This is a genomic window from Nocardiopsis moroccensis, assembly GCF_055763695.1.
The window spans coordinates 5,178,137-5,202,207 of sequence record NZ_CP199747.1 but is presented as its reverse complement, the minus strand read 5'-3'; the positions used below and the strand labels follow the sequence as shown (position 1 = coordinate 5,202,207).

Sequence of the window (24,071 nt, the reverse complement as noted above, 5' to 3'; positions counted from 1 at the left end):
CCCTACTCGTCCAGGTGCTTCTCGACCCAGGCGTCCAGCGGCCGGCCCTGAATGGCCGCCGCCATCAGCTCCGGGAAGGCATCCGGGGTGCAGGCGAACGCCGGGACGCCGAGTTCGGCCAGGGCGGCGGCGTTCCGGCGGTCGTAGGAGGGCGCCCCCTCGTCGGACAGGGCCAACAGCACCACCACCTGGACCCCGGAGGACCTCATCGCCGCCACCCTCCGGAGCATCTCCTCCCGGACACCGCCCTCGTACAGGTCGCTGACCAGCACGAAGATCGAGTCCTGCGGGCGGTCGATCAGCTCCTGTCCGTAGCCGATCGCCCTGTTGATGTTGGTACCACCGCCCAACTGGGTGCCGAAGAGGACCTCGACGGGGTCGGTGAGCTGGTCGGTCAGGTCCACGACCGCGGTGTCGAAGACGATCAGGGACGTCCTCAGGGTGCTCATCGAGGCCAGGACGGCCCCGAAGACACTGGCGTAGACCACCGAGGAGGCCATCGAACCGCTCTGGTCGATGGCCAGCACCACGTCCTTGTGCACGCCCCGGCTGCGGCGGCCGTGCCCCACCAGGGTCTGCGGGACCACCGTCCGGTGTTCGGGCAGGTAGTGCGCCAGGTTGCGGCGGATCGTGGCGTTCCAGTCGATGTCGGCGACCCTGCGCGGGCGGTGCGTGCGGGCGGTCCGGTCGATCGCTCCGCGAACCACCGACCGGGTCTTCTGGGCGACCCGCCTCTCCAGGTCGTCAACCACCGTGCGGACGACCGCCCGGGCGCTCTCCCGAGCCTCGGCGGGCATCACCCGGTTCAGGGACAGGAGTGTGCCCACGAGGTGCACGTCGGGTTCGACCGCCGCCATCATCTCCGGTTCCAACAGGAGCTGGTGCAGGCCCAGCCGGTCCATGGCGTCGGACTGCATCACCTGGACCACCGAGGACGGGAAGTACTCCCGGATGTCACCCAGCCACCGGGACACCCGGGGCGCCGAACCGCTGAGGTCGGCCCCCCGCTCGTCCGAGTCGGGACGACCCACCCCGGGGACCCGGTCACCGCGGTTGTACAGGGCCTCCAGCGCCGAATCCATCGCCTGGTCGGTACCGGACAGGGTCGCGCACCGCGACTCCCGGCCCAGGACCAGGCGCCAGCGACGGGCCCTCTCACTCACCGCGGAACCCTCCGTCGTCGCCACCGCGCTCATCCGCCGCTCCTGTCCAGTAGTGCCGTCACGGCCGCCACGGCGGGGGCCGCGCGCTCGGTGTCGATCGGACGGCGGGTGCGGGACGGCGTCGCCGCCCCGCCGTCGGCCCTGGTCACGGCCTCGCCGATCTCCTGGCGTTCGGGGCCACCGAAGGCCCCGAAGGTCCTGCGCAGCAGCGGCAGGACCGCGGTGAACCGGTCCTCCGGCAAGCCCAGCAGCCAGGTGTCGACGAGTTCGAGCAGCCGCTCGTCGTGGACCAGGACCAGCCCGCTGCCCTGCAGGAATCCCTCCAGCCAGGCCGCGGCGCGGGTGGGTTCGGTGCCGGGCGACATCGCCAGCCCCAGCCGTGCGCGCAGCTCCTCGGGGCCGGTGCGGCCCGCGTCCGCCAGGATCCGGTTGACCCGGCCGGCGATCCGGCCCGGGACGCTCTCCCGGCGGGCCAGTGCCTCCAGCGCCTCCGTCCAGTCCTGGGTGCCCTCGCCGAGGAGGCCTGCGGCGTGGTGGGTGCTGTCGATCGCCCTGGTGAACACGGCCGCAGCGTCGTCGTCCAGCCCGCGCACCGCCGGGGCCAGGCCGACGCACACCCGGGCGAGGAGCCGCCGGGCGACGGTGCGCAGCCGGGCGCCGTCGGTGCCGCGCACGTCCCCGTACCTGGCCGCGCGGGCCAGCGGCGGCAGCGCCGACATCAGGTGGGTGATGTCGCTGTCGGTGGCGGCCCGGTCGGTGAGCCGGGCGAGCACCTCGGGCAGCGCCCCGTCGAGTTCGGCGAACAGACACTGTTCGGTGAGCGCGGTCAGGTCGGGGAGTTCGGCGTCGGCGGCGCTCTCCACCGCCCTGGCGGTCGCGGCGGCGGCGACGGTGGTCCCCCACGGCGCGGCCTCGATCAGCGCCACGTCCATGTCGGGGTCCCAGCACAGCCGCCAGGACTCCCGGAAGGTGCCCCGGGCGACGCCCTCGGAGGCGCGCGGCACACCCCACTCCACGCCGAGCACGCGCAGCCGGTGCAGCAGGACGCTGCGTTCGCGCTGGCCGTCCTTGCGCAGGTCAAGGTCGAGGTCGCGTTCGAAGGCCTCGGGTTTGAGGCGGAGCCGTCGCTGCGCGGCCACGAGATCGCGCTGCAACGGCACCATGGGCGTGTCCGGGGGGACCGAACCCAACCGTTCACCGACCGCCATCCGCCCGTGCACCAGGGCGGCCCGGGTCCGTTCGCCCTCGCAGAGCACGGCGGTGACCGCCTCGGACACCTCGTCGATCCCGGCGAGCGGGCGTCCGCGCAGCACCGCGAGGCTCTCGGCGAGCCGTACCCCCTCGATGACGTGCGAGGAGGAGACCGGCTGGCCCTCCTGACGCAGGATCCGGGCAGCCTCGGTGAGCCACCGGTGGACCGGCAGGTCGGGGGCGGTGAACAGATGGTGGTACCAGCCGGGCGCCCGCACCCCGGCGCCGTACCCGCTGGCGGCGGCGAGCCGCCCGTGCGTCCACGGCACCCAGGTGGCGGTGGTCCTGACCCTGGGCAGCCCCCTGAGCAGCGCGGTGTCGTCCTTGATCCGGTAGTCGGCCAGGTCGCGCAGGGCGGGCGCGTGCCAGGCCCCGCACACCACGGCCACCCGCTGGTACCCCTCCCTGAGCACGGAGCGCAGCGTCCGGCGCATGTACGCCTCGCGGCGCGCGTCCCGCACGGTCTGGGGCCCGGAGTCGGCGCGGACGGCGGCCATGGCGTCGGCGATCGCGGGGAAGGGCGAGGGTTCGCCGTCGCCGCGCTGTTCGACGACGTCGTCCCACCAGCGTTCGGCGTCGTCGTACCCGGCGGCCTCGGCGAGCACCCCGAGCGGGTCGGCGCGGACCCGGGGTGTCTCCTTCGGAGCCTGGTCGGCGGCCTCCGGTCCCTCCTCCGAGGCCCGCTCGGCGGCCTCCGCCCGCGCGATCCGCTCGGCGATGGTGTGGGCGGCGGGCAGGTCGCAGAAGCGCACCGGCACACCGTCCCCGTGCGCGTGGACCAGGGCGGCCCACTCCGGGGAGAAGGACGCGAACGGCCAAAAGCCCCAGCCCTCCCGGGAACGGACCGTGCCCGCCTTCGGGGTGTCCGCCAGGTGCACCAGCAGCGCCACCGGCGGCTGCAGTCCGCCGACCAGGGAGGTGATCGCGTCGGCCTCGGGCGGCCCCTCGATCAGCACGATGTCGGGTTCGAGTTCGGCCAGGGCGGCCCGCACGGCCCGGGCCGAACCCGGGCCGTGGTGGCGTACGCCCAGGACACTCACCTTCGCGGTGTCCGGTCGGGGTCCTGCCATCAGGCGCCCACCTCCCGGCAGGCCCGGTAGAAGTCGCCCCATCCCTCGCGTTCGCGGGCGACGGTCTCCAGGTACTCGCGCCAGACCACCCCGTCGGACACCCGGTCCTGGACGACGGCACCCTGGATGCCGGCGGCGACGTCGGCGGGACGCAGCCGTCCGTCGCCGAAGTGGGCGGCCAGCGCGATCCCGTTGGTGATCACGGAGATGGCCTCGGCGGTGCTGAGGGTGCCGCTGGGCGACTTGACCCTGGTGGTGCTGTCCTCGGTGACGCCGGAGCGCAGTTCACGGAAGACGGTGACCACCCGCTGGATCTCGGTGAGGCTGGTGGGCACCTCGGGCAGGTCGAGGGAGCGGCCGAGCTGTTCCACCCGCTGGGTGACGATGCGGACCTCGTCCTCGGCGCTGTCCGGGACCGGCAGCACCACGGTGTTGAACCGGCGGCGCAGCGCGCTGGACAGGTCGTTGACGCCGCGGTCGCGGTCGTTGGCGGTGGCGATGATGTTGAACCCGCGATGGGCCTGCACCTCGATGCCGAGTTCGGCGACGGGCAGGGCCTTCTCCGACAGCACGGTGATCAGCCCGTCCTGTACGTCGGAGGGCATCCGGGTGAGCTCCTCGATGCGACCGATGGAGCCCCGGGCCATGGCGGTCATGACCGGGCTGGGCACCAGCGCGGCCTCGGAGGGCCCCTCGGCGAGCAGGCGGGCGTAGTTCCACCCGTACCGGATGGCCTCCTCGGAGGTCCCGGCGGTGCCCTGGACCAGCAGTGTGGAGTCACCGGAGACCGCCGCCGCGAGGTGTTCGGACAGCCAGGTCTTGGCGGTGCCGGGGACGCCGAGGAGCAACAGGGCGCGGTCGGTGGCCAGGGTGGCCACGGCGATCTCCACGATCCGGCGGGAACCGATGTACTTGGGCGTGATCTCGGTTCCGTCGTCCAGGGTGGTGCCCAGCAGGTAACGGGTGACCGCCCACGGGGACAGGTGCCACCCCGGGGGGCGCCGGCGGTCGTCGGCCTTGGCCAGCGCTTCGAGCTCGGTGGCGTAGGTCTGCTCGGCGTGGGGCCGCAGAGCGGAACCGGACCGGAGGTCTCCGTTGGGGGCGGCGGCGAAGGTGGTCAACTAGAGCTCCCTGTGCATGTCGAGCCGGAATCGGAGGGTTTTGCGGAGGTGGAGGTAGGCGGATTCCTCCTCCGCGCGGGGTGGTTCCCCGGGTAGGAGGTCGAGGTGTTCGGGCGGCATCCGTCCGGCGGCGGCCTCGCAGAGGAGTCGGTAGCCGCGCGGGTCGCGTCGGCCGTTCGGCTCGGCCGGGGCCGCCAGGCGGCGGACGACCTCCTCGGAGAGCTCGCGGGTCCACGGGGCGCCGATCGCGAGGAGGATCTCGCCCAGTTGCGGGGGTTCCTCCCCGGGGCCGATCGCGGCCAGGATCCGGGTGCACCGTTCGGTGACGGGCAGCGGGGCGAGCAGCGCCCGCAACCGCTGGCGCCCCGGGTGCTGGGTGCCGTGGCGGACCAGGTGGGCCAGCCCGGACCGGGGGTGGTCGAGCACGGCCCGGGTCCAGTCGGGGTCGGCCTGGACGCAGGCGGCGTCGGCGAGGGCCTCGTACAGGTCCTGCTCCTGCTCGGCGAGGGTCAGGACGCCCGCGGGGTCGGTGTCCAGCAGCCCGGTCCACACGTCCAGCGGGGTGTGCGTGACCAGGACGCGGCTGTGCTCCCAGCGTTCGTCGCGGGACTGCGGCCGGTTCCCCGGTGCGACCAGTGCGAGGTCGCGCAGCAGGTCCGTGCGCCGGAGGTCGATGGGGACGACCTCCACCGGGCAGCGCGGGGTCACGTCGAGCCGCAGGTGTTCGCGCAGGTGGCCGCGGAGCCGGTGGGCGTGGGCGCTGTCCGGGAGCCGGGTGAGCAGGGCCAGGGCGAGGCCGCGCACGTTGGCGCCCCGGTCGTCCAGGGCCGCGTCGAGCAGGCCCCCGTCGTCGGGGCCGAGGTTGACCGCCAGGGCTTGGAGGAGGCCGCGCCGTTGCTCCCCCCGGCTTTCCCGGGGCCAGGCGGCGGTGAGCAGGGACCGGGCGGCCGCGGGGTCGGTGGCGCGCAGGGCGAAGAGGGCCCGGCGGCGTTCGGCGGGGGTGCCGTCGTTCCAGGCCGCGTCGGAGTAGGTGTCGGTGGGCAGGGGTTCGCCGGCGACGAAGGACCACGTCCTGTTGAAACCGGCCAGCCAGGTGCCCCGGTCGCCGACGACGGTGGCGACGGCGGAGCGCAGTCCGCTGTCCCGTGCGGCGCGTTCGAGCAGGTCGGGGATATGGGTGTGGCTGACCCGGCGGCCGGACCGGGCGGCGTGGGAGAGCCACTCGGGCAGGAGCTCGGGGCGGCCGACGAGGATGGCGTCCAGTCGGCGGGTGGCGGCGGGGCCGGTCTCGGGGCGCGGGTCGGGTGCGTCGGGGATGACGGGTTCGGCGGTGTGCGCGGTGTACCCGGCGCGGGTGCGCACGGTGTCGAGGGCGGCCAGGTCCAGCAGTGCGGCGGCGCCCTCCCCGGGGCGTCGGGGCAGGTCGGGCAGGTCGGGGACGGGGCGGCGGGAGGTGCCTACCAGGGCGGTGGAGACCAGGCGGTCCCAGGAGGGGGTGTCGGGAGAGTTCACAGGGCGAGGGCCTTTCCGTCGGCGTCCCACACGGTCATCGGGGCCAGTCCCGTGCCCGGCGACCATTCGGCGGCGACGGTGGCGGGGCGTCCTCCGGTGGCCGCGAGGAGCCGCCACAGTTCACCGGTGTCCATGGGCAGGGAGGCCCCGGTGGGGTCGGCCAGGTGCCAGCCGTCGGCTCGGGCGGGGACCGCGTTCTCCAGCACCACGGGCCAGGCCTCCAGCCAGGGGTCCTGTGCCAGGGCCGCCGCGTAGGAGTCCAGTGCCTGGTCGACGGTGCCTCCGGGCGGCGGTGAGGCGGGGCGTTCGGGCGTCCGGCCGACCCGGACCGCCCTGCGGCCGTCCGGGTGGAAAGCGAGTTCTCCGTCGGTTTCGGTGCCGCACCGGAACGGGGAGTCCGGGGCCTGGGCGGGCCGGGCGTAGGTCAGACAGAGCGCCCAGCGGCCGGTGGCGGCCCCGCGCAGCCACGTGCGGCGGCTGCGCATGCCGTCGGGGGTGAGGCCGTCCCGGCTGCCGAGGACCCGCCAGGTGTCCCGGACGCGCTCACCGGTGGCCAGGACCTCCTCGGTGCGGGTGCTGATGCCCGCCCGGGACCGCACCACGGCGCGGAACCGGGTGTCGGTGCCGTCGTCGGCGAGGTAGCCCTCGACCAGCAGGTGCAGCAGACCGAGGCGTTCCAGGAGGCGGTCGGGCCAGCGGTCGCCGCCGGTCTGGGGCAGTTGGGTGACGAGGGAGGCCGCGCCGCCCGCCTTGGCGTCCACCAGGCGTTTGGCCATGCGGTCCCAGTGGTCGTAGCCGAGTTCGGGGGCGCCGGCGAGGCCGCCGTCGACCTGGTCGCGCAGCCACAGCCGAAGCTCCTCCAGGCCGGCGGTGACCGCGCGTTCCCTGGCTCGGAGGGTGGCCGCGGCCCGCTGCGGGTCGACCGGGGCGGCGGGGGCACCGTTCACCGCGCGTTCCTGACGGGCGTGGCGGGCGCAGAGCCACGCGGCGACCCACTCGGGCCGGTCCAGCCGGTCGGCAACCGCGCCCCGGCTCCACAGCGCGAGCAGCGCGAGGACGTGTTTGCAGGGGATCTTGCGGCTGGGACAGCTGCACCTGTAGGCGGGGCCCTTCTCCCCGTCCAGGTGCGCCGCGGCCAGGTACGGCTTGGCCCCGCTCCCCTCGCACTCGCCCCAGACGACCGAGGTGCCGCCCCCTTCGGCGGGGACCACACCGCTTCGGGGCCACGAGCCGGTCCCGGCCACCTTGAGTGCGGCCTTTCGGGATGAGGGGTCCGGAGCCAGATCCCAGACTTCGTCGGTACTCCATCGATCGCTCACACGGATAACCCTAGGGAGCACCACTGACAATCCGGGGCCTTCGGGACACCGGTCGGAGCGGGACCGAAAAGAAAAACAAACATCCCGCACAAAAGGGTCACGACCATAGTCGGCGCGTGTTGAAAAAGCGTCGACAGGAAACCTAGAATGCCTCGATCAGGGCGGCCCGATCCCCGGCCGCCGCACCACTTCGGCCACGACGCGCCCCGCTTCCCCTTTCCCGTCACCACGGCAGCGCCACGTCTCCTCGAAGGGAGGGAAGCGGCCCCCGCGAACGCCGTTCCGGGGGTCCGTGCACCCGAGATGACCACGACCCGGCACGACCAAGAGGACACCGCCCCCGCTTCCGCCCGGGGCTGCCCCGCCGACGTCACCCGCCTGTACGGCACCACCCCGCCCAGCGGCCGCGACGCGCTGTGGGAGCGGCTGCGCGAAAAGCACGGACCCGTGGCCCCGGTGGAGCTGGAACCCGGCGTGCACGCCTGGCTGCTGCTCGACTACCAGGAGAACCTCACCCTCCTCCAGCAGCCGCACCTGTTCTCCCGGGACACCCGGCACTGGCGCGAGGCGGTCGAGGGCCGCGTCGACCTCGCCAAGACCCTCCCGCTGATGTCCTGGCACCCCAGCGCCCTCTACGCGGACGGTGCCGAGCACGCCCGGCTGCGCACCCCCATCATGGACGCTCTGGCCAGGATCGACATGACCGAGGTCGCCCACACCGTGCGCCGGCTCGCCGACGAACGGGTGGACGCGTTCACGGCCGCCGGCAGCGCCGACCTGATCGGTGAGTACGCCGGACGGCTGCCGGTCCTGGTCGTCAACCGGCTCTTCGGGCTCCCCGACAGCTACGGGCACATGCTCGGCGACCTCACCACGGACGTGTTCGGGGAGGACGCGGCGCGCGCCGACGACGCGATCACCCGCATGCAGCAGTACTTCGCCGGTCTGGTGGCCCGCAAGGCCGACAAGCCCGGCCCCGACCTGGCCACCTGGATGCTCGAACACCCGGTGGGGCTGGCCCCGGACGAGGTCGCCTACCAGGCGGCGCTCATGGTCAGTGCCAGCCACATGCCCACCACCCACCTCATCGGCAATACCATGCGGACGCTGCTCACCGACGACCGCATCCGTTCCGCCCACGCCGACGCACGCCTGTCCACCCATGACCTGCTGGACCACGTCATGTGGACCGACACCCCCTTCCAGATCCTGGCCGGACGGATCGCACTCCAGGACGTGCGGATCGGCCGGGCGCGGATCAGGGCGGGCGACGCCCTGCTGGTCGGGATCGACGCGGCGCACCGCGACCCGGCGGTACGCCGCGGTCCCGCCGACCCCGGCACCGGGGCGGCTGTCGGAAGCCGCGCCCATCTGGTGTTCGGCGCCGGGCCGCACAGCTGCCCGGCCCGGGGGCTGGGCCGCCTGGTGGCCTCCACCGCGGTGGACGTGCTCCAGGAACGGCTCGGCGGGCTCCGACTCGCGGTGCCCCCGGAGGAGCTGCGCCTGGTGCCCTCCGCGTTCCTGCGCGGGCTGCGGGAACTGCCGGTCACCTTCACCCCCGGCAGCCCGGTCGGCGGCGGTTCCGTGCCGACCCGGCAGACGGCACAGGTCCCCGCCGTGGCCGAGGAGGAGCAACCCCCCGAGGACCTGCTCGGGAGGTTGCTCAGCTGGTGGCGCGGCCTGGGACGCTGACCGCCCGGGCGGGCCGCCTCACCTCAGGGCCTGCTCCATACGGCAGATCTGCTGCGCCAGTTCCTCCTCGAAGAAGGTGAAGAAGCCCTCCGGGTCGGGCCCGGCGTTGATCAGGACCAGGTGGTCGAACCCCGCGTCGACGAACCCCTGGACCGCCGCGAGGTGCCGTTCGGGGTCGGGGCCGTACCCGAACGCGTCGGCCATGTCGCCGGAGTCGATCAGGGCGGTCGCGGCCTCGAAGTTCACCGGGTTGGGCAGCTCCGACTGCACCTTCCAGCCGGTGAGTCCGAAGCGGAACAGCTCCCGCGCGGATTCCAGGGCCTTGTCGTCGTCCGGGGCCCAGGCCAGCGGGACCTCGCCGTAACGGGGTCCGGCGCCGCCCGCCTCGTGGTAGGCGCGGGTGAGTTCGGCGTCGGGTTCGGTGGCGAAGAGCCCGCCCCCGGCCTGGGCCGCGAGCTCGGCAGCGCGGGCGCCCCCCGCGGCCACGGCGATCTGCGGCGGCTCCTCCGGCAGGTCGAACACCCGGGCGTCCTCCAGCACCAGGTGCCGCCCCTCGTAGGAGTGGTAACCGCCGGACCACAGCAGGCGGATGATCTCGATCGCCTCGCGCAGCATCTCGTGGCGGGTGGTCGCGTTGGGCCATCCCCGGCCCACCACGTGTTCGTTGAGCCGCTCGCCCGCGCCCAGGCCGAGGGTGAAGCGGCCGTCCGAGAGCAGCGCGGTGGTGGCCGCCGCCTGGGCGACGATCGCGGGGTGGATCCGCAGGATGGGGCAGGTGACCCCGGTGACCAGCCCGATCCGTTCGGTGCGTTCGGCGATCGCGGCGAGCATCGACCACACGAACCCGGAGTGCTGGTGGCTGAACAGCCACGGATGGAAGTGGTCACTGATCTCGACGAAGTCGAAGCCCGCCCGTTCGGCGCGCACCGCCTGCTCCACGATCTCGCGGGGCCCGTAGCCCTCGGCGAACAGCTTGTAGCCGACCTTCATCCCGACCCCCGTCAGGTCTGCCGTGGCCTCCGGGACCGGAGGCCGTCCTGTCGCTCTCCCGTCGTCCCCCGCCGCAGGACTCCAAGGTTTCGACGGGCTCGTCCCCGCCCCTGCCCGGGGGCGGGTCAGGGGAAACACCGGAGCAACCCAACCGTCACATAACGGGACATAGCAGGCATATCTCCGAGTCATGCCGCCCAGAGTGACCGACCCCCCACGGAGAATCCACAGCTATTCACCGATGCTGAACAGGGGCGTTATCAGCACTGGTGGTTCAACGGATGCACGTTCACACGATCGACTTCATAGTCGAACCCACGCCCCATAAGGACGACCGAGAAGCATGAACTTTCCGGTCACCCCCCTTTATGGGAACCCCGGTCCGCGGAAACAACGAATTCCGTGGATTCCCGCTGCACGAGAAAAGGAAAAAGACGTGCGAACAGAGAATCCCCCCTCCCCCGTCTCCCCCAAGGTCCCGCGAAGCCGCTCCTGGCTCTCCGCGGTCGCCGCGAAGTCCGCTCTGGTCATCGGACTCTCCCTCTTCGGCGCCGGCGCCGTCGTCGCCCCGGCCCAGGCCGCCAACCCGCACGAGCGCGGCCCGGACCCGACCGAGCGGAGCGTCACCGCCTCCCGAGGTCATCTCGACACCGACACCACCAGCGTCTCCTCGTTCGTGAGCGGCTTCGGCGGCGGCACCATCTACCACCCCACCAACACCAACGAGGGCACCTACGGCGGCGTCGTCATCGCGCCCGGCTACACCGCGAGCTCGACGTCCATGTCCTGGTACGGGCACCGCATCGCCTCCCAGGGCTTCGTGGTGTTCACGATCGACACCAACACGCGGTACGACCAGCCGAACAGCCGCGGCCGCCAGCTGGACGCGGCGCTGGACTACCTGGTCGACCGCAGTGACGTCAGGGGCATGGTGGACGAGGACCGCCTGGCCGTGATGGGCCACTCCATGGGCGGCGGCGGTACCCTCGCGATCGCCGACGACCGGCCGGAGCTGCGCGCGGCGATCCCGCTGACGCCCTGGCACACCCAGAAGCGCTGGGGCGGCGTGGACACCCCGACCCTGATCATCGGGGCCGAGAACGACTCCGTGGCCTCGGTCCGCTCGCACTCGATCCCGATGTACGAGAGCCTGGACAGGTCCCTGGACAGCGCCTACCTGGAGCTGCGCGGCGCGAGCCACTTCGCCCCGAACTACTCCAACACGACCATCGCGAAGTACAGCATCTCCTGGCTGAAGCGGTTCGTGGACGATGACGTGCGCTACGACCAGTTCCTGTGCCCGCCGCCCCGGACCGGGTTCGGCACCGACTTCTCCGACTACCGGGACACCTGCCCGCACGGCGGCTGATCACCCCGACACCGCACACGGCGACGGCCCGGAGGGACTTTCTCCCTCCGGGCCGTCGCCCTTTTCGCGTTCCGCCGTGTCCTCGCCCCCGCACCGCGCTGTGCGTACTCCGCCACGCCTCCGTGCTCAGCCATCCTGTACGTACTCCATCCCACCCCGTACCCGCACCGCTCTGCTCGTGCTCCACCGCGCCTTTCGTACTCGGCCGCACGGTCCGGACACCGGTGGGACACGGTGGGGCCTGCTGCTCGGGACCAGCCGGTCCCGAGCAATCGATACCTGCACCGGAGGGACGGGGCCGCCGGGGAGGTGGCCCCACGAAGGCACCGCCCCCACCCGGCCTCGGCCGGAGTTCCGTTCCGCACCGGGCCCCGACCTCCCCAGGGCCCCGGGCGGGGACCGCGCCCCGGGCGGGGACCGCGCCCCGGGCGGGGACCGCGCCCCGCACGCATCGCGCGCCGTGCGCACCGGTCCGGAAGGCGCCGCCCGGCGGAGCCACGGCGACGCGGAGTCCCCGCCCGCACGACGGGCACCCCGCCCGACCCCGTGCGCGGTGCCGCTCATGGCCCCGCACACGGCGGCGGCCCGGAGGGATCCGGGCCGCCGTTCGTTTCGTGTTCCGCCGTGTTCCCAGGACACCGGCGGGGTCGTGACCGTTTCGGTCGTGACCGTGTTAGTCGTGGAAGGGGAGCTCCTCCGGGGAGAGCCGCTCGAAGTCGACCTCCTCGATGGGGCCGCCCTCACGGTCGGTCACCCGGGCCTCCTGGATCATCTCGATGTTGCCGCCCGCCTCGTACTGGACGACGTACACGCCCTGGTGCCCGCCGTGGTCGCCGTCGCTGGAGGAGAACGGCGTGTAGCCGGGCCCCTGCCACTCCTGGGTCTCCATGGCGTCGATCAGGGCCTGCCGGGTGAGGTCCTCACCCGCGGACTTCAGGACCTGGGCGAACATGACGGCCTGGGTCATACCGAAGATGTGCGTGTTGGTGAGGGTGCCGCCGTCACCGTACTCGTCGTAGATCGCGATGAAGAACTGTCCCCAGTCGTCCTCCTCGTCCTCCACACGCGGCATGTAGCTCGTGATGAGCATTTCGTCGAGGAAAGCGTCGGCCGGGACGTCCTCGGCGTCGGAGCCCTCGGTGAACTCGGCCAGCAGCGCCTGCAGCGTCGCGGTGTCACCGCCGATGCTGGAGACCACCCACTGGGGCTCGTAGCCGATCCGGGCGGCTTCGAGCATGGCGAGCGCGGTGAAGGTGGGGATGCAGGAGCAGACGACCACCTCCGCGCCGGAGTTCTCCATCTCCGCGATCTGCGAGCTGAGGTCGGGGACCTCCGACTCGTAGTGCTCCCGAGCCACGACCGAGTCGCTGAGGTACTGGTCGAGACCCGCCTGGGAGTCCTCACCGACGTCGTCGTTCTGGTACAGGTAGCCGACGGCCTCGTCGGGGAAGTTCTCGGCGATGTACTCGCCCTGGATCTTCGCTTCCTTGGTGTAGTCGGTCTGCCACCCGTAGGTGAGCGGGTGCTCCTCGGTGTTGTTCCAGGCCAGGGCGCCGGAGGCCGGGAAGATGTCGGGGACGCCCTCGTCGTTGAGGTAGTCGAGGACACCGCTGTGGGTGGGTGTGCCCAGGCCGCCCACCATCGCGAAGATCTCGTCCTCGATGACCAGCTGACGGGTGACGTCGATGGTCTGGGACGGGTCGTAGGCGTCGTCCTCGACCCGGTAGTCGATCTCCCGGCCGTTCACACCGCCCTGGGCGTTGACGTAGTCGAACACGGCAGCCGCCCCCTGGGAGACCGCCATGTAGCCGGGCGCGGCCGGCCCGGTCAGGGGCTGGTGGGAGCCGATGACGACGCTGTCGTCGGTGACGCCCGGAGCGACGTCCAGGTCGGCGGCGTCGCCGTCGGTGACCTCGCCTGCACCGGTGCAGGCGGTGGCCAGCATGACCAGGGCCAGCCCGGAGGCCAGAAGGGCCCGGGTTCCACTGCGTGTACGCATGGTCTTCTCCTTTACTAGGGGGTCAAGAGGAGTTGCTGCGGGCTCGGAGACGGGCTCTGAGGTTCTGGAGGGCCCCGTGGACGCCCAGGGGCCAAAAGCGCAGGACGAGGATGAGAACGATGCCGAAGAACACGATCGGCAGGTTGTTCTCGGCGTCGCGGCTCATGTTCAGGAAGCGGGCCAGGTCGGTGGCCCAGATCTGCAGGTAGACGATGGCGACCGAGGCCCACAGAGCGCCCCACAGGCTGCCGATGCCGCCGAGGACCAGGGCGGCGAGCAGGGTCAGCGAGAGCACCAGGGTGAAGCTGCTCGGGGTGACGGTGCCGAGCACGTAGGCCTGGAGGCCTCCGGCCAGACCGCCGGCGGCGGAGGCGATCACGAAGGCGACCACCTTGGTCTTGCCGACGGGGATGCCCGCCATGGAGGCGGCGGTCTCGTCGTCGCGGATGGCGCGCATCCGGCGGCCGAGCCGGCCCGCGGAGACGGTGGCGAGCAGGGCCAGACCGATGACGACCGTGGTCCACACGACCAGGGCTCGCCATTCGCTGGTGGAGATGACGCCGTCGAGGAAGGGCGGGGCCCCGGCGGTGCGGATGTTCAGGCCGTTGCTGCCGCCGAGGAAGTCGTGGTAGCGGTGCGTGAGCCCGGGCAGGCCGACGGCGAGGATGAGGGTGGCGCCGGCCAGGTAGGGACCGTGCAGGCGTGCGGTGGCGGCGCCGACCGCGACACCCGCCACGATCGAGACCAGGACGATGATGCCGAGGTTGGCGATGATCGGCAGCGTCGGCTGGTGCAGGACGAGCAGGGCCATCGAGTAGGCGCCGATCATCATGAACGCGCCGTGGCCGAGGGAGACCTGGCCGGAGCCGCCGACGAGCAGTTGCAGGCCCGCGATGGCGAGCATCGTGTACCCCACGGCGGCGAGCCGCAGGGCGGTGAGGTCGCCGGTGGCCAGCAGCAGTCCGGTCACGGCGGCGAGGCCGAGGGCGGCCAGCAGCAGGTGACGGGCGGGCAGGGGCAGCGCTCCCCAGCGGGAGGTGCCCGGGGTCCGGGGCGGGGTCGTTCCGTCGCCGGAGGCGGTGGGGCGCTCTTCGCGCTGTGTGGTGGGCGAGGTCATGACTGGCTACACCTTTCGCGCGGTCGGTCGGGACAGGATGCCGTCGGGGCGCACGCTCAGGACGATGACGACGATGGCGAGAGCGGTCAGGGTCGCCAGTTCGGGTCCGACGTAACCGGACACGTAGGACATGCCGAGACCGATGAGCAGGCCGCCGATGACGGCGCCGAAGGGGTTGTCCAGTCCGCCGACCACCGCCGCGGTGATACCGAAGACGAACACGACGTCGAAGACGTTCGGCGAGATGAACGGCGGCCCGGCGAGCATGCCCGCGAGGGCGCCGATGAGGGAGGCGATGCCCCAGCCCGCGGTGAGCATCATGCCGACCTTCACCCCGCTGAGCCGTGCGGCCTCGGGGTGGAAGGCTGCGGCGCGCATCCGCAGCCCGAGCGGGGTGAACCGGTACAGGGCGAACAGCAGCAGGGCGGCGATGCCCACGGACACCAGCGCGAACACGTCCGAGGGGGCGAAGCGGCCCACGTAGCTGAACGCGTAGCCGAAGCCGTGCTGTTCGTTGCCCCAGATCATGCCGACCCCGCCCTGGACCACCAGGAGGAGGCCGAGGGTGACGATGATGGCGTTGAGCTGGGAGGTGCGGGCGATGGGCCGCACGACCACGCGTTCCACGAAGGCGCCGACGAGCAGACCCGTGCCGAGGGCGGCGGCGAAGCCGATCCAGTAGGAGCCGGTGAGCTGGGTGACCGTGTAGGCGGCGTACACCGACAGCAGGGCGAGGGCCGGCTGGGCGAAGTTCACCAGCCGTGTGGCCTGGTAGATGATGACCAGGGCCAGCGCCAGTGCTGCGTAGGCCGCCCCGGACGCCAACCCGTTGAGGGTCAGGGTGATGAAGTAGTTCATGGGTCTCCCTCAGAAGCCGAGGTAGGCGTGGCGCGTACGGTCGTCGGCCAGGAGTCCGTCGGAGGGTCCCTCCGCGGCGACGCGTCCCTGGTTGAGGACGAAGCCATGGTCGGTGACGGACAGGGCCCCGGCGGCGTTCTGCTCGACGAGGACGACGGTGAGACCGGTCCGGTCGCGCAGGTCGCGCAGCAGGCTGAAGATCTGTTTGGTGATCAGCGGCGCGAGGCCGAGCGAGGGCTCGTCGAGGAGCAGCACCTTGGGCCTGGCCATGAGCGCGCGGCCGATGGCGAGCATCTGGCGCTCACCTCCGGAGAGGGTTCCGGCGGGCCTGGACCGGCGTTCCACCAGGGGCGGGAAGAGGTCCATGACCTCGTCGAGCGTGGTGCGGTCGCGCCGGTCGGAGCGCCACAGGGCGCCCAGGCGCAGGTTCTCCTCCACGGTGAGCTCGACGATCACGCCGCCGCCCTCGGGGACGTGGGCGAGGCCCCGGGTGATGACCTTCTCGGTGGGCAGCCGGGTGATGTCCTCGCCCGCCAGCAGGACCTTCCCCGAACTCGCCCGGTGCAGGCCGGTAAGGGTGCGCAGCAGGGTGGTCTTGCCCGCGCCGTTGGCGCCGAGGACGGCGCACAGGCCGCGTTCGGGCACGTTCAGGCTGACCTCGTCGAGGGCGCGGACCGCGCCGTAGGAGGCGCTGAGGTCCTGCACGCTCAGGAGCGTCTCGCCGGTCGGCGGGGTGCTGTTCAGCGGTGTGTCGCTCATCCGGCGGCTCCGTTCCCGTTGCCGTGCGTGGTCTCGACGGCGGCTCGGCCGCCTCCGGAGGCTTCTTCGGAGGCGGGTGTGCCCAGGTAGGCCTGGGTGACGGCGGGGTCGGCCCGAACCTCCGCGGGGGTCCCGGAGGCGATGACCTTGCCGAAGTTGAGGACCACGATGTGGTCGCAGACCTCCATGACCAGGTCCATGTGGTGTTCGACGAGGACGACCGCCATGTCCTGGCTGAAGCCGCGGATCTGCTTGGCGAGGGTGTCCATCTGCTGGCCGGAGAGCCCGCTGGCGGGTTCGTCCAGCAGCAGGAGTTCGGGTTCGCCGACGCAGGCTCGGGCGAGGGCGACCTGCTTCTGTACGCCGTAGGGGAGGGTGCCGGGCAGGCGGAGGGCGTGCTCGGCGACCCCGAAGCGCTCCAGGGCGGCCATGGCGCGCTCCCTGAGCTCGCGCTCCTCGCGGTGGTGCCTGCCCAGGCCGCTGAGGAGGGAGAACGCGCCGCCCCTGGCGAGGCGGTCGGCGCCGACCATGACGTTCCCCAGGACGGACATCATCGGGAAGAGGTTGAGGCCCTGGAAGGTGCGGGCGATCCCGGCCCTGGCCAGGTGGTGCGTCCGCTTTCCGGGCGGCGGCGCCCCCTTCCAGGAGATGGTTCCGCCGGTGGGGCGCAGCACCCCGGACAGGACGTTGAAGAGGGTCGTCTTGCCGGCTCCGTTGGGGCCGATGAGGCCGACGACGGAGCCCGGCTCGACCTGGAGACCGACGTCGTCGAGCGCCGTGAGCCCTCCGAAGCGCACGGTCACCCCGTCCGCTCTCAGGAGATGTTCCGGTGCGGTCGTTGTCATGACTGCCTTTCTCTCGGTTTCGACCAGAGAACCCGTACCGACCAGTTGGTATGACCCTGTTGGTATGCGGGGGCGCCGTCCGCCTCGTCGCGGCCGGCCCCGGGATGGTTCAGTTCAGGAGACGGGCCAGGTCCACCCGGGACCTGATGTTGAGCTTGCGGAAGATGCCCCGCAGGTGGTGCTCCACGGTGCGGGGGCTGATGAACATGTGCGCGGCCACCTCGCGGTTGGTCGCGCCCTCGGCCACCAGCCGGGCGATCTGCTGCTGTTGGGCGGTGAGCTCCCCGGTGGCGGGGGGCTCGGGGCTGCGCTCGGCGGTACCGATGGCGCGCAGCTCGGCGCGGGTCTGTCGGACCCACAGCCGGGCACCGAAGCGCTCGAAGGTCTCCAGCGCGTCATACAGGTGTTCCCGGGCCCGTCCGGGTAGGCGGGCCCGGCGCAGGAAGGCGCCGAAGAGCAACTGGGTGCGTGCGTGTTCGACGTCGTCGTCCCCGCAGGTCCGGTGCAGGGCGAGCGCGGCCTCGAAGTGGTCCGCCGCCTCGTCGCCCGCCGCGAGCAGGGCGTCCCCGCGCGCGGCCAGGGCCAGCGCGCTCGGGCTGTCCACGGCGTCGGCCCAGCCCCGGTATCCGGCCTGGGAGGCGCTCGCCCACTCGGTCTCACCCATGCGGACCGCGGCCTCCACGAAGTGCGGGGCGGTGAGCAGGCGCATGGTGGGGTGGCCATGGCCGGGCCCGGCGTGCACCAGGGAGCGCAGCCGGAAGAAGGCCTCGGCGGCGTTGCCCCGCGAGAGCTCCAGGACGGCCAGGGCCCAGGCGGCCAGTGCGGCGGGCAGGCCGAGGCTGTTCTCCCCGGCCTGGGCGGCGACCGCCCGCGCTCGGATCCGGCAGGTGTCGACATCGCCCTGGATGGCGGCGATCATCGCCAGCGAGGCCAGGTGCTGGGTAGCCCAGATGGACTGTCCGGACTCGCGGGAGGAGCGCAGACCGGCCAGCGCGGTCCCGGCGGCCGAGGGGAAGCGTCCGCTCCAGAACTCGGAGAAGACGAGGAAGGCCAGGGCCGAGGGGACGAACGAGTGCTCGCCGCGGGAGCGGGCGGCCTCCACCGCGCGGGAGGTGATGGTGCGGACGTAGGGCGTGTCGGCCAGGCGCAGGCCGCAGATGCCCGCCCACACCATCTCCGAGGGCTCGTTCATCTCGTTCGAGAGCCGGACGGCCTCGCGCAGCAGCGGGGTCGAGTTCACGTAGTCGCCCTGGAAGGAGAGCGTGCACCCCTCCAGGTAGGCCGCTATCAGCCGCATCGAGGCCGAGTCGTCCGGCCTGACCAGGGGGACGGCGAGATCCGACGCCTTCTTGTGGCGGATCGGGTCGCCCGCGTAGGAGGCGCTGTCGGCCGACCGCACCAGCGCGCGCAGGGCCAGGTTCCGGTCGTGCGGGACGAGGTCGCGGCCCACCTGGTACAGCCGTTCCGCCGCGTCGATCGCGTTGCAGTCCCGCATGTCGAACTCGGCCTCGATGAGGGCGACGGTGGCCCGGCGCCGATCCGAGACCGCGAGCGGCCGGGCCTGGCCGAGCAGGCGGGCGGCGCGGGCGGAGTCGCCGGCGACGTAGGCCTCGTAGGAGGCGGTGGCCAGGCGGCAGGTGCGTTCGTCGGGGTCGGGGGTGAGGGCGGCGGCGCGCTCGTTGGTGTGCGAGGCCGGAAGCGGCCCTTCCAGGCGCTTGGCGCGCCGGGCGGCGGACGCCACGTCGTCGGCGAGCGCGGTGTCGGGGGCGTCGGCCCCGCAGGCGGCGTGCCGGGCGAACTCGACCGGCGAGTACTCGCGGTCGGTCACCCCGGCCAGGGCGCGGTGGGCCTCGCGCAGCCGGCCGGCGGGGGTGCCCTGGGCGATGGCCTTGCGCAGGAGGGGGTCGACGAAGAGCACGGCGTCCCCGTCCACCCGGACCAGGCCGCGTTCCTCGGCCGGTTCCAGGGTCGCGACGGAGGCGCCGGGACCGCCCGCGGCGTCGAGCAGCCGGTGGACCCGGGGTTCGGCGGCCAGTGCCGCGAGCAGGAGGATCCGCCGCGTCTCCTCGGGCAGTTCCCGGTAGGGGGCGAGCTGGGCCGAGCGCAGGCGGGCGGTCAGGGGCAGGGGCTCGGGCAGGGGCCGCTCGCCCTGCACCTGCTCCGTGGTCAGGGCCGACAGGAAGCCGAGGACGGCGGCGGGGTTGCCGTGGGCGGCGAGGACCAGCGCGGCACGGACCGAGGAGGCCAGGTGGGCGGGGGCCCGGTCGGTGAGGACGTCGTGCACCGCACGGTCCTCCAGGGGGGCGAGCACGTGTTCGGTGACCCCCGGGACCAGGGCCGTGTCGGCGCCCTCGCCGCGGACGCCCCCCTCCGAGGCACCGGCCCGCCGGGGACCGACGGGTTTCCCGCGTCCGGCGCAGGCCGCGAACACGGCGGCGACGTGGGTTCCGGTGAGCCGTCGGGCGACGAAGGCCAGGGCGTCGAGGGAGGCGCCGTCGAGCAGGTCGGCGTCGTCCACGCACAGCAGGAGGGGCTGCTCGGCTCCGATCAGGGAGAGGAGTTCGAGCAGGGAGGTGTAGAGCGCGAACCGGTCGGTGTCGGCGACGCCACCGCGGGTGAGGGCCTCGCGGAGGAGGTCCCGCCTGGGCGCGGGGAGCCGGTCGAGTGCGGGTTCGACGGGACGGAGGAGGCGCTGGAGTCCGGAGAGGGCGAAGTCCGCCTCGTCGGCGACCCCGGCCACGTGCAGGACGGTGAAATCACCTGCGGTGTTTCGGGCTTCGTCGATGAGGACGGTCTTGCCGTGGCCCGGGGCTCCCGTGAGGAGTACGGACGCGCCTCGGCCGGACCTCGCGTCGCCCAGGGCGTCAGCGAGGATCCGTTGTTCGGCGTTCCGGCCCCGGAGGCGTGCTCTCGGGTGCTCCGCGTACCTTTCTGTCACGTTGATCACATTCGCACAGCTCGCCCCTGTTACGGCAGGTCTCTATGGTCACACTGGTCGTTTCACCGATACCCGCACGGAGTCGCACACGGTACTCGCGCGGTGGGGCCCCGGAGCCCTCGGGGCATCCGCGAACGGAGGCTCCCAGAGCGCGAAACCCGGTATCCACCTGCGCTTCCGACACCCGGTGAAGTGACGCCGGTCACCGTCGAACCCCCGGCGGACGCCCCTCGCGGACCGCCGCCCGGCCTCATCCCAGTTATCAAGACGTTACGTGCGTGTAACACCTCACCCGCGAAACCGGCAAACCGTACATACAACCCTCCGGATAGCTTTTTGTCCTCTTGGGGACACTGTCCCGGCCGTCCCGCGCGGGATATCCAGTGCGGGACGCACTGGATCGGACAGCCGGAGGACCCGTATGGAGAACTGCTCCCTGACAGCGGACGAGCGAACCGTCCCCGTCGGCACCGCGAACCGACCCCTCACGTTCGGTGTGGAGGAGGAGTTCTTCGTCGTGGATCCGCGCACGCGCCGCATCCTCTCCCGGGCCCCCGACGTCCTGGCCCGCACCCGGACCCTCGGGGCCCACCTGTGCGGTGAGTTCACCGGCGCCCAGGTGGAGGCCAACAGCCCCGTGTGCACCACCGCCGAAGACGCCCGCGCCTTCCTGGAGAGCGCGCGGGGTGAACTCCGTCGCGCCGCCGGCGACGCGGGACTGGCCGTGGCCGCCACCGGCACCGCCGTCCTCGGCGACCCCGGGGCGGCCGCGGTCAGCAAGGGCCGCCGCTACGCCGACATCGCCGCCTACTTCGGCGCCCTGCGCGACGCCCACGTGGTGTGCGGCTGCCACGTGCACGTCGGGATCCCCGACCGGTCCACCGCCGTGGCCGTCAGCGACCACCTCCGCCGATGGCTGCCCTTCCTCGTCGCCCTCTCCGCGAACTCGCCCTTCCAGTCCGGACGGGACACCGGCCACGCCAGCTGGCGGACCGTCTCCTGGAACCGCCTGCCGTCCGCCGGGCCGCCGCCCCTGCTGCGCACCCTGAGCGGGCACGAACGCGCGGTCCGGGGGCTGGCCGCCAGCGGGGCGATCCTGGACCGGCACATGGTCTACTGGGACATCCGCCTCTCCGACCACCTGCCCACCCTGGAGATCCGGATCGGCGACGTGGCCGCCACCGCGGAGGAGGCCCTGCTCTTCGCCACCCTCACCCGGGGGCTCGCCGCCCGGGCCCTGGCCGACGTGCGCAACGGCGTCCCCGCCCCCGACCTCAGCGGCCAGACCCTGCGGGCCGCCGTGTGGCGCGCGGCCAGGGACGGTCTGGAGGGCGTCGTGCCCGACCCGTTGACCGGCCAGGCCCTGACCGCGAGCGCCGCGATGGAGCGGGTCCGCGGAGCCGCCTTACCCGGTCTGGCCCTCACCGGCGACACCGACCTGGTGTCCTCCCTGCTCGACCGGGTCCTGACCGCCGGATCGGGCGCGGCCCGCCAGCGCTCGGCCTACGCGCGCAGGGAGCGGATGAGCGACGTGGTGGACCACCACCGGTGAGGGGCTGCGGTGAGCGCCGTCCGGCCCGGAGCTAACCGCCCCGGACCGGCCCCGCGGCCAGCTCCGCCGCGGTGGGCGGGTCCGCTCCCTCCCTGGTGACCGTGTGCGCGGCCACCGCGGCCGCGTAGGACAGCAGGTCCGCCAGAGCGGCCCCGGTGAAGCCGGTCAGGCGGCTCCGGGGGTCGGATCCCAACCGTCCGTCCAGGTCCAGGCGGTGGAGCAGGGCGCCCATGAAGGAGTCGCCGGCACCCACGGTGTCCACGACCTCCACCTGCGGAACGGTGACCGAGGCCGTCACCCCGTGGGAGAGGGCCAGGGCACCGTCACCGCCCATGGTGACCACGACCAGGGACGGGCCGAGAGCGGCGAGGGCGTGCGCGGCCTCCACGGTCGTGCGCCCCGGGTAGAGGAAGTCGAGGTCCTCGTCGCTGGCCTTGACCACGTGCGCGTGGGCGGCGTGGCGCAGGGCCAGGGCGCGGGCGGCGTCCGGGGCCCCGACCACGTCCTGCCGGATGTTGGGGTCGAGGGTGACGGTCACCCGCCCCCGGTCGTGTTCGCGCCGCAGCAGCTCCCCGATCCGGGAGGCCCCGGGTTCCCGGAACAGGGCGATCGAGGCCGCGTGCACGGCCCTGACCCCCTCACCCGGGGACTCCGGTAGTTCTCCCGGGCGCCACCGCCAGTCCGCCGCGTCGTCCATCCGGAAGTCGTAGCGGGCCGAACCGTCCGCGGCCAGCGTGGCCAGGGCCAGCGCCGACGGCTCCGAGGCGGCGACCAGACCGGAGGGGTCCAGCCCCTCGGCCAGGAGGCGGTCGCGGATGAGGCCGCCGAAACCGTCGGAACCGATCCGGGCGAGCAACCGGGTGGGCAGGCCCAGCCGTGCCGCGGCCACCGCCGTGTTGGCCGGGCCTCCCCCGGGGGCCGCACGGAGGATCCCGGGCCCGTGCTCGGTGGGCAGCAGGTCCATGACGTTCTCCCCGACCACGAGGAGTCGGGCCGATCCGGCGCTCATGCCGTCCCTCCGTTCCGACGCGCGGCGGGCAGGGCCGCCGCGATGGAGCCCGCGAGCCCGATCTGGGGCAGGAGCGCGGCCTGGTAGGCGTGGTAGACGTCCGGTTTGCCCGCCCACACCGATCCCGAGGGCTGATTGGCCGGGTCGAGTTCGTGCCGCCAGCTGCCGTGTTCGCGGTCCACGTGGAACCGGTCCGCGTAGGACCACCAGCGGTCGTAGTGCCCGGTGTAGGCCTCGTTCCCGGTGCGCCGGGCCAGCGTCCACGCGGTCATGGTGGCCTCGGCGACCACCCAGTGCATGCGTTGGCGCACGACCGGCCGGTCCTGCCAGTCCAGCGTGTAGGCGAACCCCTCCGCGCCGTCGACCGCCCAACCGCGACGGACGGCGTTGGCGAAGAGGAGTTCGGCGTCGCCGAGCAGCCAGTCCGGGGCGCTCTCCCCCGCGCGTTCCAGTGCGAGTTCGAGGTGGACGAGGAGCCGGGCCCACTCCAGGAGGTGGCCGGTGGTGCTGCCGAACGGCCGGAACGGGTGGTCGGGGCGGTCCCGGTTGTAGTCCGGGAGCGGCTTCCAGTCCGGGGTGAAGTGCTCGGGCAGCCGCCAGTCGTGCGCGGCGGCCACCCCGTGCACCAGGCGTTCGGCGACGGCCAGGGCCCTGCGGGTCCAGAGGGCGTCCCCGGTGGCGTCGGCCGCGGCGAGGAACGCCTCGACGCAGTGCATGGCGCTGTTGGCCCCCCGGTAGGGCTCGGTCGCGCTCCAGTCCGCGTCCCAGCTCTCCCGGACGCAGGCCGCCTCCTCCTCCCAGAAGTGCTCGTCGACCACGCGCAGGGCCTCGTCGAGCAGTCCGCGCGCGCCGGGGCGCTCGGCGAGGACGGCGGAGGACGCGGCGAGGACGACGAACGCGTGCGGGTAGGCGGACTTGTCCGGGCGTTTGCCCCCGGTCCCATGGGAGCGCTCCCGGGGCTCGTTCGCGGCAGCCCCCTCCGGCACCTGGTCGAACCATCCGCCCAGGTCGGCGTCGCGCAGCGGGCCAGAGAGGGCGGCCAGACCGTGGTCGGCGAGCTTCGCCGCTCCGGCGTCGCCGCGCAGGTGCGCGAGGGAGAACACGTGCGTCATGCGCGCGGTGATCCAGGTCTCGGTCGGGCGGTCGGGCTCCACCTCGCCCCGGGCGTCCAACCAGCCGAACCCGTCGGGGACGGCGGCCCCCACGGCGAACTCGACCAGGTGCCGCTCCTGAGCCCTCAGCCAGGCGGGATCGCCCGGTACCGGGTGTGTCGATGCGGTCAAACCAGTGCCTCCTCGGGAGTCGTTGCGCGCGTAACCGTATCCCGTGCCCGGCCCTCCGGGAAAGGCCGAGGTGCGCCGTTGACCGGCGCGAAGACGGGTACCGTCCAGTTGCGGCTCCGCCTCGTCCGGTGGTTACGTCTGTCCGGGCCGCCCCGGGGACGCCCGCGTCCGAGCGGCCGCGGGGCCGAGGCGCCCACACCACCAGGAACGCCCAGGAGGCAGAC

Annotated in this window: 17 protein-coding genes; 3 read left to right on the top strand and 14 right to left on the bottom strand. The window is 73.0% G+C overall.

Features of this window, described 5'->3' with window-relative positions:
* Positions 1-2 precede the first annotated feature (2 nt).
* Genes ACUKCB_RS22905 through ACUKCB_RS22885 form a run of 5 tightly spaced genes read right to left on the bottom strand, consistent with a single transcriptional unit; the run spans position 3 to position 7,361 of the window.
* Positions 3-1,196, bottom strand: coding sequence for a vWA domain-containing protein (locus tag ACUKCB_RS22905; protein ID WP_473037654.1), 1,194 nt, complete (start codon positions 1,194-1,196; stop codon positions 3-5).
* Entirely contained in the window at positions 1,193-3,484 is a 2,292-nt protein-coding gene (locus ACUKCB_RS22900) for a DUF5682 family protein (RefSeq protein WP_473037653.1), read from the bottom strand. Before ACUKCB_RS22900 ends, ACUKCB_RS22905 begins: the two co-directional genes overlap by 4 nt.
* A complete protein-coding gene (locus tag ACUKCB_RS22895; protein WP_473037652.1) occupies positions 3,484-4,605 on the bottom strand; it encodes an ATP-binding protein in 1,122 nt (373 codons plus the stop codon). The genes ACUKCB_RS22900 and ACUKCB_RS22895 overlap by 1 nt, the downstream gene beginning before the upstream one ends.
* Positions 4,606-6,117: a DUF5691 domain-containing protein gene (locus ACUKCB_RS22890; protein WP_473037651.1), complete on the bottom strand. Its 1,512-nt coding sequence runs from the start codon at positions 6,115-6,117 to the stop codon at positions 4,606-4,608.
* The gene (locus ACUKCB_RS22885) at positions 6,114-7,361 is read right to left on the bottom strand and encodes an SWIM zinc finger family protein (protein WP_473041109.1); all 1,248 of its coding nucleotides are present in this window, start codon (positions 7,359-7,361) and stop codon (positions 6,114-6,116) included. The genes ACUKCB_RS22890 and ACUKCB_RS22885 overlap by 4 nt, the downstream gene beginning before the upstream one ends.
* A 378-nt stretch (positions 7,362-7,739) precedes the next feature.
* Between ACUKCB_RS22885 and ACUKCB_RS22880 the strand changes: the two genes are divergently transcribed.
* Positions 7,740-9,128, top strand: a complete 1,389-nt coding sequence (locus ACUKCB_RS22880) for a cytochrome P450 family protein (protein ID WP_473037650.1) — start codon at positions 7,740-7,742, stop codon at positions 9,126-9,128.
* Between the two features lie 18 nt (positions 9,129-9,146).
* On the opposite strand, the gene ACUKCB_RS22875 is transcribed toward ACUKCB_RS22880, so the two are convergent.
* Positions 9,147-10,118 (bottom strand): TIGR03557 family F420-dependent LLM class oxidoreductase, encoded by a 972-nt coding sequence (locus ACUKCB_RS22875; RefSeq protein ID WP_473037649.1) that lies wholly within the window; start codon positions 10,116-10,118, stop codon positions 9,147-9,149.
* 436 nt (positions 10,119-10,554) lie between these two features.
* On the opposite strand from ACUKCB_RS22875, the gene ACUKCB_RS22870 reads away from it, so the two are divergent.
* The gene (locus tag ACUKCB_RS22870) at positions 10,555-11,487 is read left to right on the top strand and encodes an alpha/beta hydrolase family protein (protein WP_473037647.1); all 933 of its coding nucleotides are present in this window, start codon (positions 10,555-10,557) and stop codon (positions 11,485-11,487) included.
* A gap of 673 nt (positions 11,488-12,160) precedes the next feature.
* Here the strand turns inward: ACUKCB_RS22870 and ACUKCB_RS22865 are convergent.
* The 6 genes from ACUKCB_RS22865 to ACUKCB_RS22840 form a co-directional block, all read right to left on the bottom strand.
* Complete coding sequence (locus tag ACUKCB_RS22865; protein WP_473037646.1) at positions 12,161-13,486, bottom strand: ABC transporter substrate-binding protein; 1,326 nt, start codon at positions 13,484-13,486, stop codon at positions 12,161-12,163.
* A gap of 22 nt (positions 13,487-13,508) precedes the next feature.
* On the bottom strand, positions 13,509-14,603 hold the full coding sequence (locus ACUKCB_RS22860; RefSeq protein ID WP_473037644.1) for a branched-chain amino acid ABC transporter permease: 1,095 nt from the start codon (positions 14,601-14,603) through the stop codon (positions 13,509-13,511).
* A 6-nt stretch (positions 14,604-14,609) separates the two neighbouring features.
* The gene (locus tag ACUKCB_RS22855) at positions 14,610-15,461 is read right to left on the bottom strand and encodes a branched-chain amino acid ABC transporter permease (RefSeq protein WP_473037643.1); all 852 of its coding nucleotides are present in this window, start codon (positions 15,459-15,461) and stop codon (positions 14,610-14,612) included.
* A 9-nt stretch (positions 15,462-15,470) separates the two neighbouring features.
* On the bottom strand, positions 15,471-16,220 hold the full coding sequence (locus ACUKCB_RS22850; protein ID WP_473037642.1) for an ABC transporter ATP-binding protein: 750 nt from the start codon (positions 16,218-16,220) through the stop codon (positions 15,471-15,473).
* Positions 16,217-17,065, bottom strand: coding sequence for an ABC transporter ATP-binding protein (locus ACUKCB_RS22845; RefSeq protein ID WP_473037641.1), 849 nt, complete (start codon positions 17,063-17,065; stop codon positions 16,217-16,219). Before ACUKCB_RS22845 ends, ACUKCB_RS22850 begins: the two co-directional genes overlap by 4 nt.
* Positions 17,066-17,174: 109 nt before the next feature.
* Complete coding sequence (locus ACUKCB_RS22840; protein ID WP_473037640.1) at positions 17,175-20,003, bottom strand: AAA family ATPase; 2,829 nt, start codon at positions 20,001-20,003, stop codon at positions 17,175-17,177.
* Between the two features lie 421 nt (positions 20,004-20,424).
* Between ACUKCB_RS22840 and ACUKCB_RS22835 the strand changes: the two genes are divergently transcribed.
* Entirely contained in the window at positions 20,425-21,555 is a 1,131-nt protein-coding gene (locus ACUKCB_RS22835) for a carboxylate-amine ligase (protein WP_473037639.1), read from the top strand.
* 31 nt (positions 21,556-21,586) lie between these two features.
* Here ACUKCB_RS22835 and ACUKCB_RS22830 read toward each other — a convergent pair whose 3' ends face one another.
* Both ACUKCB_RS22830 and ACUKCB_RS22825 read right to left on the bottom strand, forming a co-directional pair.
* Positions 21,587-22,564: a PfkB family carbohydrate kinase gene (locus ACUKCB_RS22830; protein ID WP_473037637.1), complete on the bottom strand. Its 978-nt coding sequence runs from the start codon at positions 22,562-22,564 to the stop codon at positions 21,587-21,589.
* The gene (locus ACUKCB_RS22825) at positions 22,561-23,847 is read right to left on the bottom strand and encodes an AGE family epimerase/isomerase (protein WP_473037636.1); all 1,287 of its coding nucleotides are present in this window, start codon (positions 23,845-23,847) and stop codon (positions 22,561-22,563) included. Before ACUKCB_RS22825 ends, ACUKCB_RS22830 begins: the two co-directional genes overlap by 4 nt.
* Positions 23,848-24,071: the final 224 nt, after the last annotated feature.

Excerpts from the sequence above, each read along its gene's own strand:
- ACUKCB_RS22905 (WP_473037654.1), bottom strand. The coding sequence starts at position 1,196 with ATGAGCGCGGTGGCGACGACGGAGGGTTCCGCGGTGAGTGAGAGGGCC.
- ACUKCB_RS22900 (WP_473037653.1), bottom strand. The coding sequence starts at position 3,484 with ATGGCAGGACCCCGACCGGACACCGCGAAGGTGAGTGTCCTGGGCGTA.
- ACUKCB_RS22880 (WP_473037650.1), top strand. The coding sequence starts at position 7,740 with ATGACCACGACCCGGCACGACCAAGAGGACACCGCCCCCGCTTCCGCC.
- ACUKCB_RS22875 (WP_473037649.1), bottom strand. The coding sequence starts at position 10,118 with ATGAAGGTCGGCTACAAGCTGTTCGCCGAGGGCTACGGGCCCCGCGAG.
- ACUKCB_RS22865 (WP_473037646.1), bottom strand. The coding sequence starts at position 13,486 with ATGCGTACACGCAGTGGAACCCGGGCCCTTCTGGCCTCCGGGCTGGCC.
- ACUKCB_RS22860 (WP_473037644.1), bottom strand. The coding sequence starts at position 14,603 with ATGACCTCGCCCACCACACAGCGCGAAGAGCGCCCCACCGCCTCCGGC.
- ACUKCB_RS22855 (WP_473037643.1), bottom strand. The coding sequence starts at position 15,461 with ATGAACTACTTCATCACCCTGACCCTCAACGGGTTGGCGTCCGGGGCG.
- ACUKCB_RS22850 (WP_473037642.1), bottom strand. The coding sequence starts at position 16,220 with ATGAGCGACACACCGCTGAACAGCACCCCGCCGACCGGCGAGACGCTC.
- ACUKCB_RS22845 (WP_473037641.1), bottom strand. The coding sequence starts at position 17,065 with ATGACAACGACCGCACCGGAACATCTCCTGAGAGCGGACGGGGTGACC.
- ACUKCB_RS22835 (WP_473037639.1), top strand. The coding sequence starts at position 20,425 with ATGGAGAACTGCTCCCTGACAGCGGACGAGCGAACCGTCCCCGTCGGC.
- ACUKCB_RS22830 (WP_473037637.1), bottom strand. The coding sequence starts at position 22,564 with ATGAGCGCCGGATCGGCCCGACTCCTCGTGGTCGGGGAGAACGTCATG.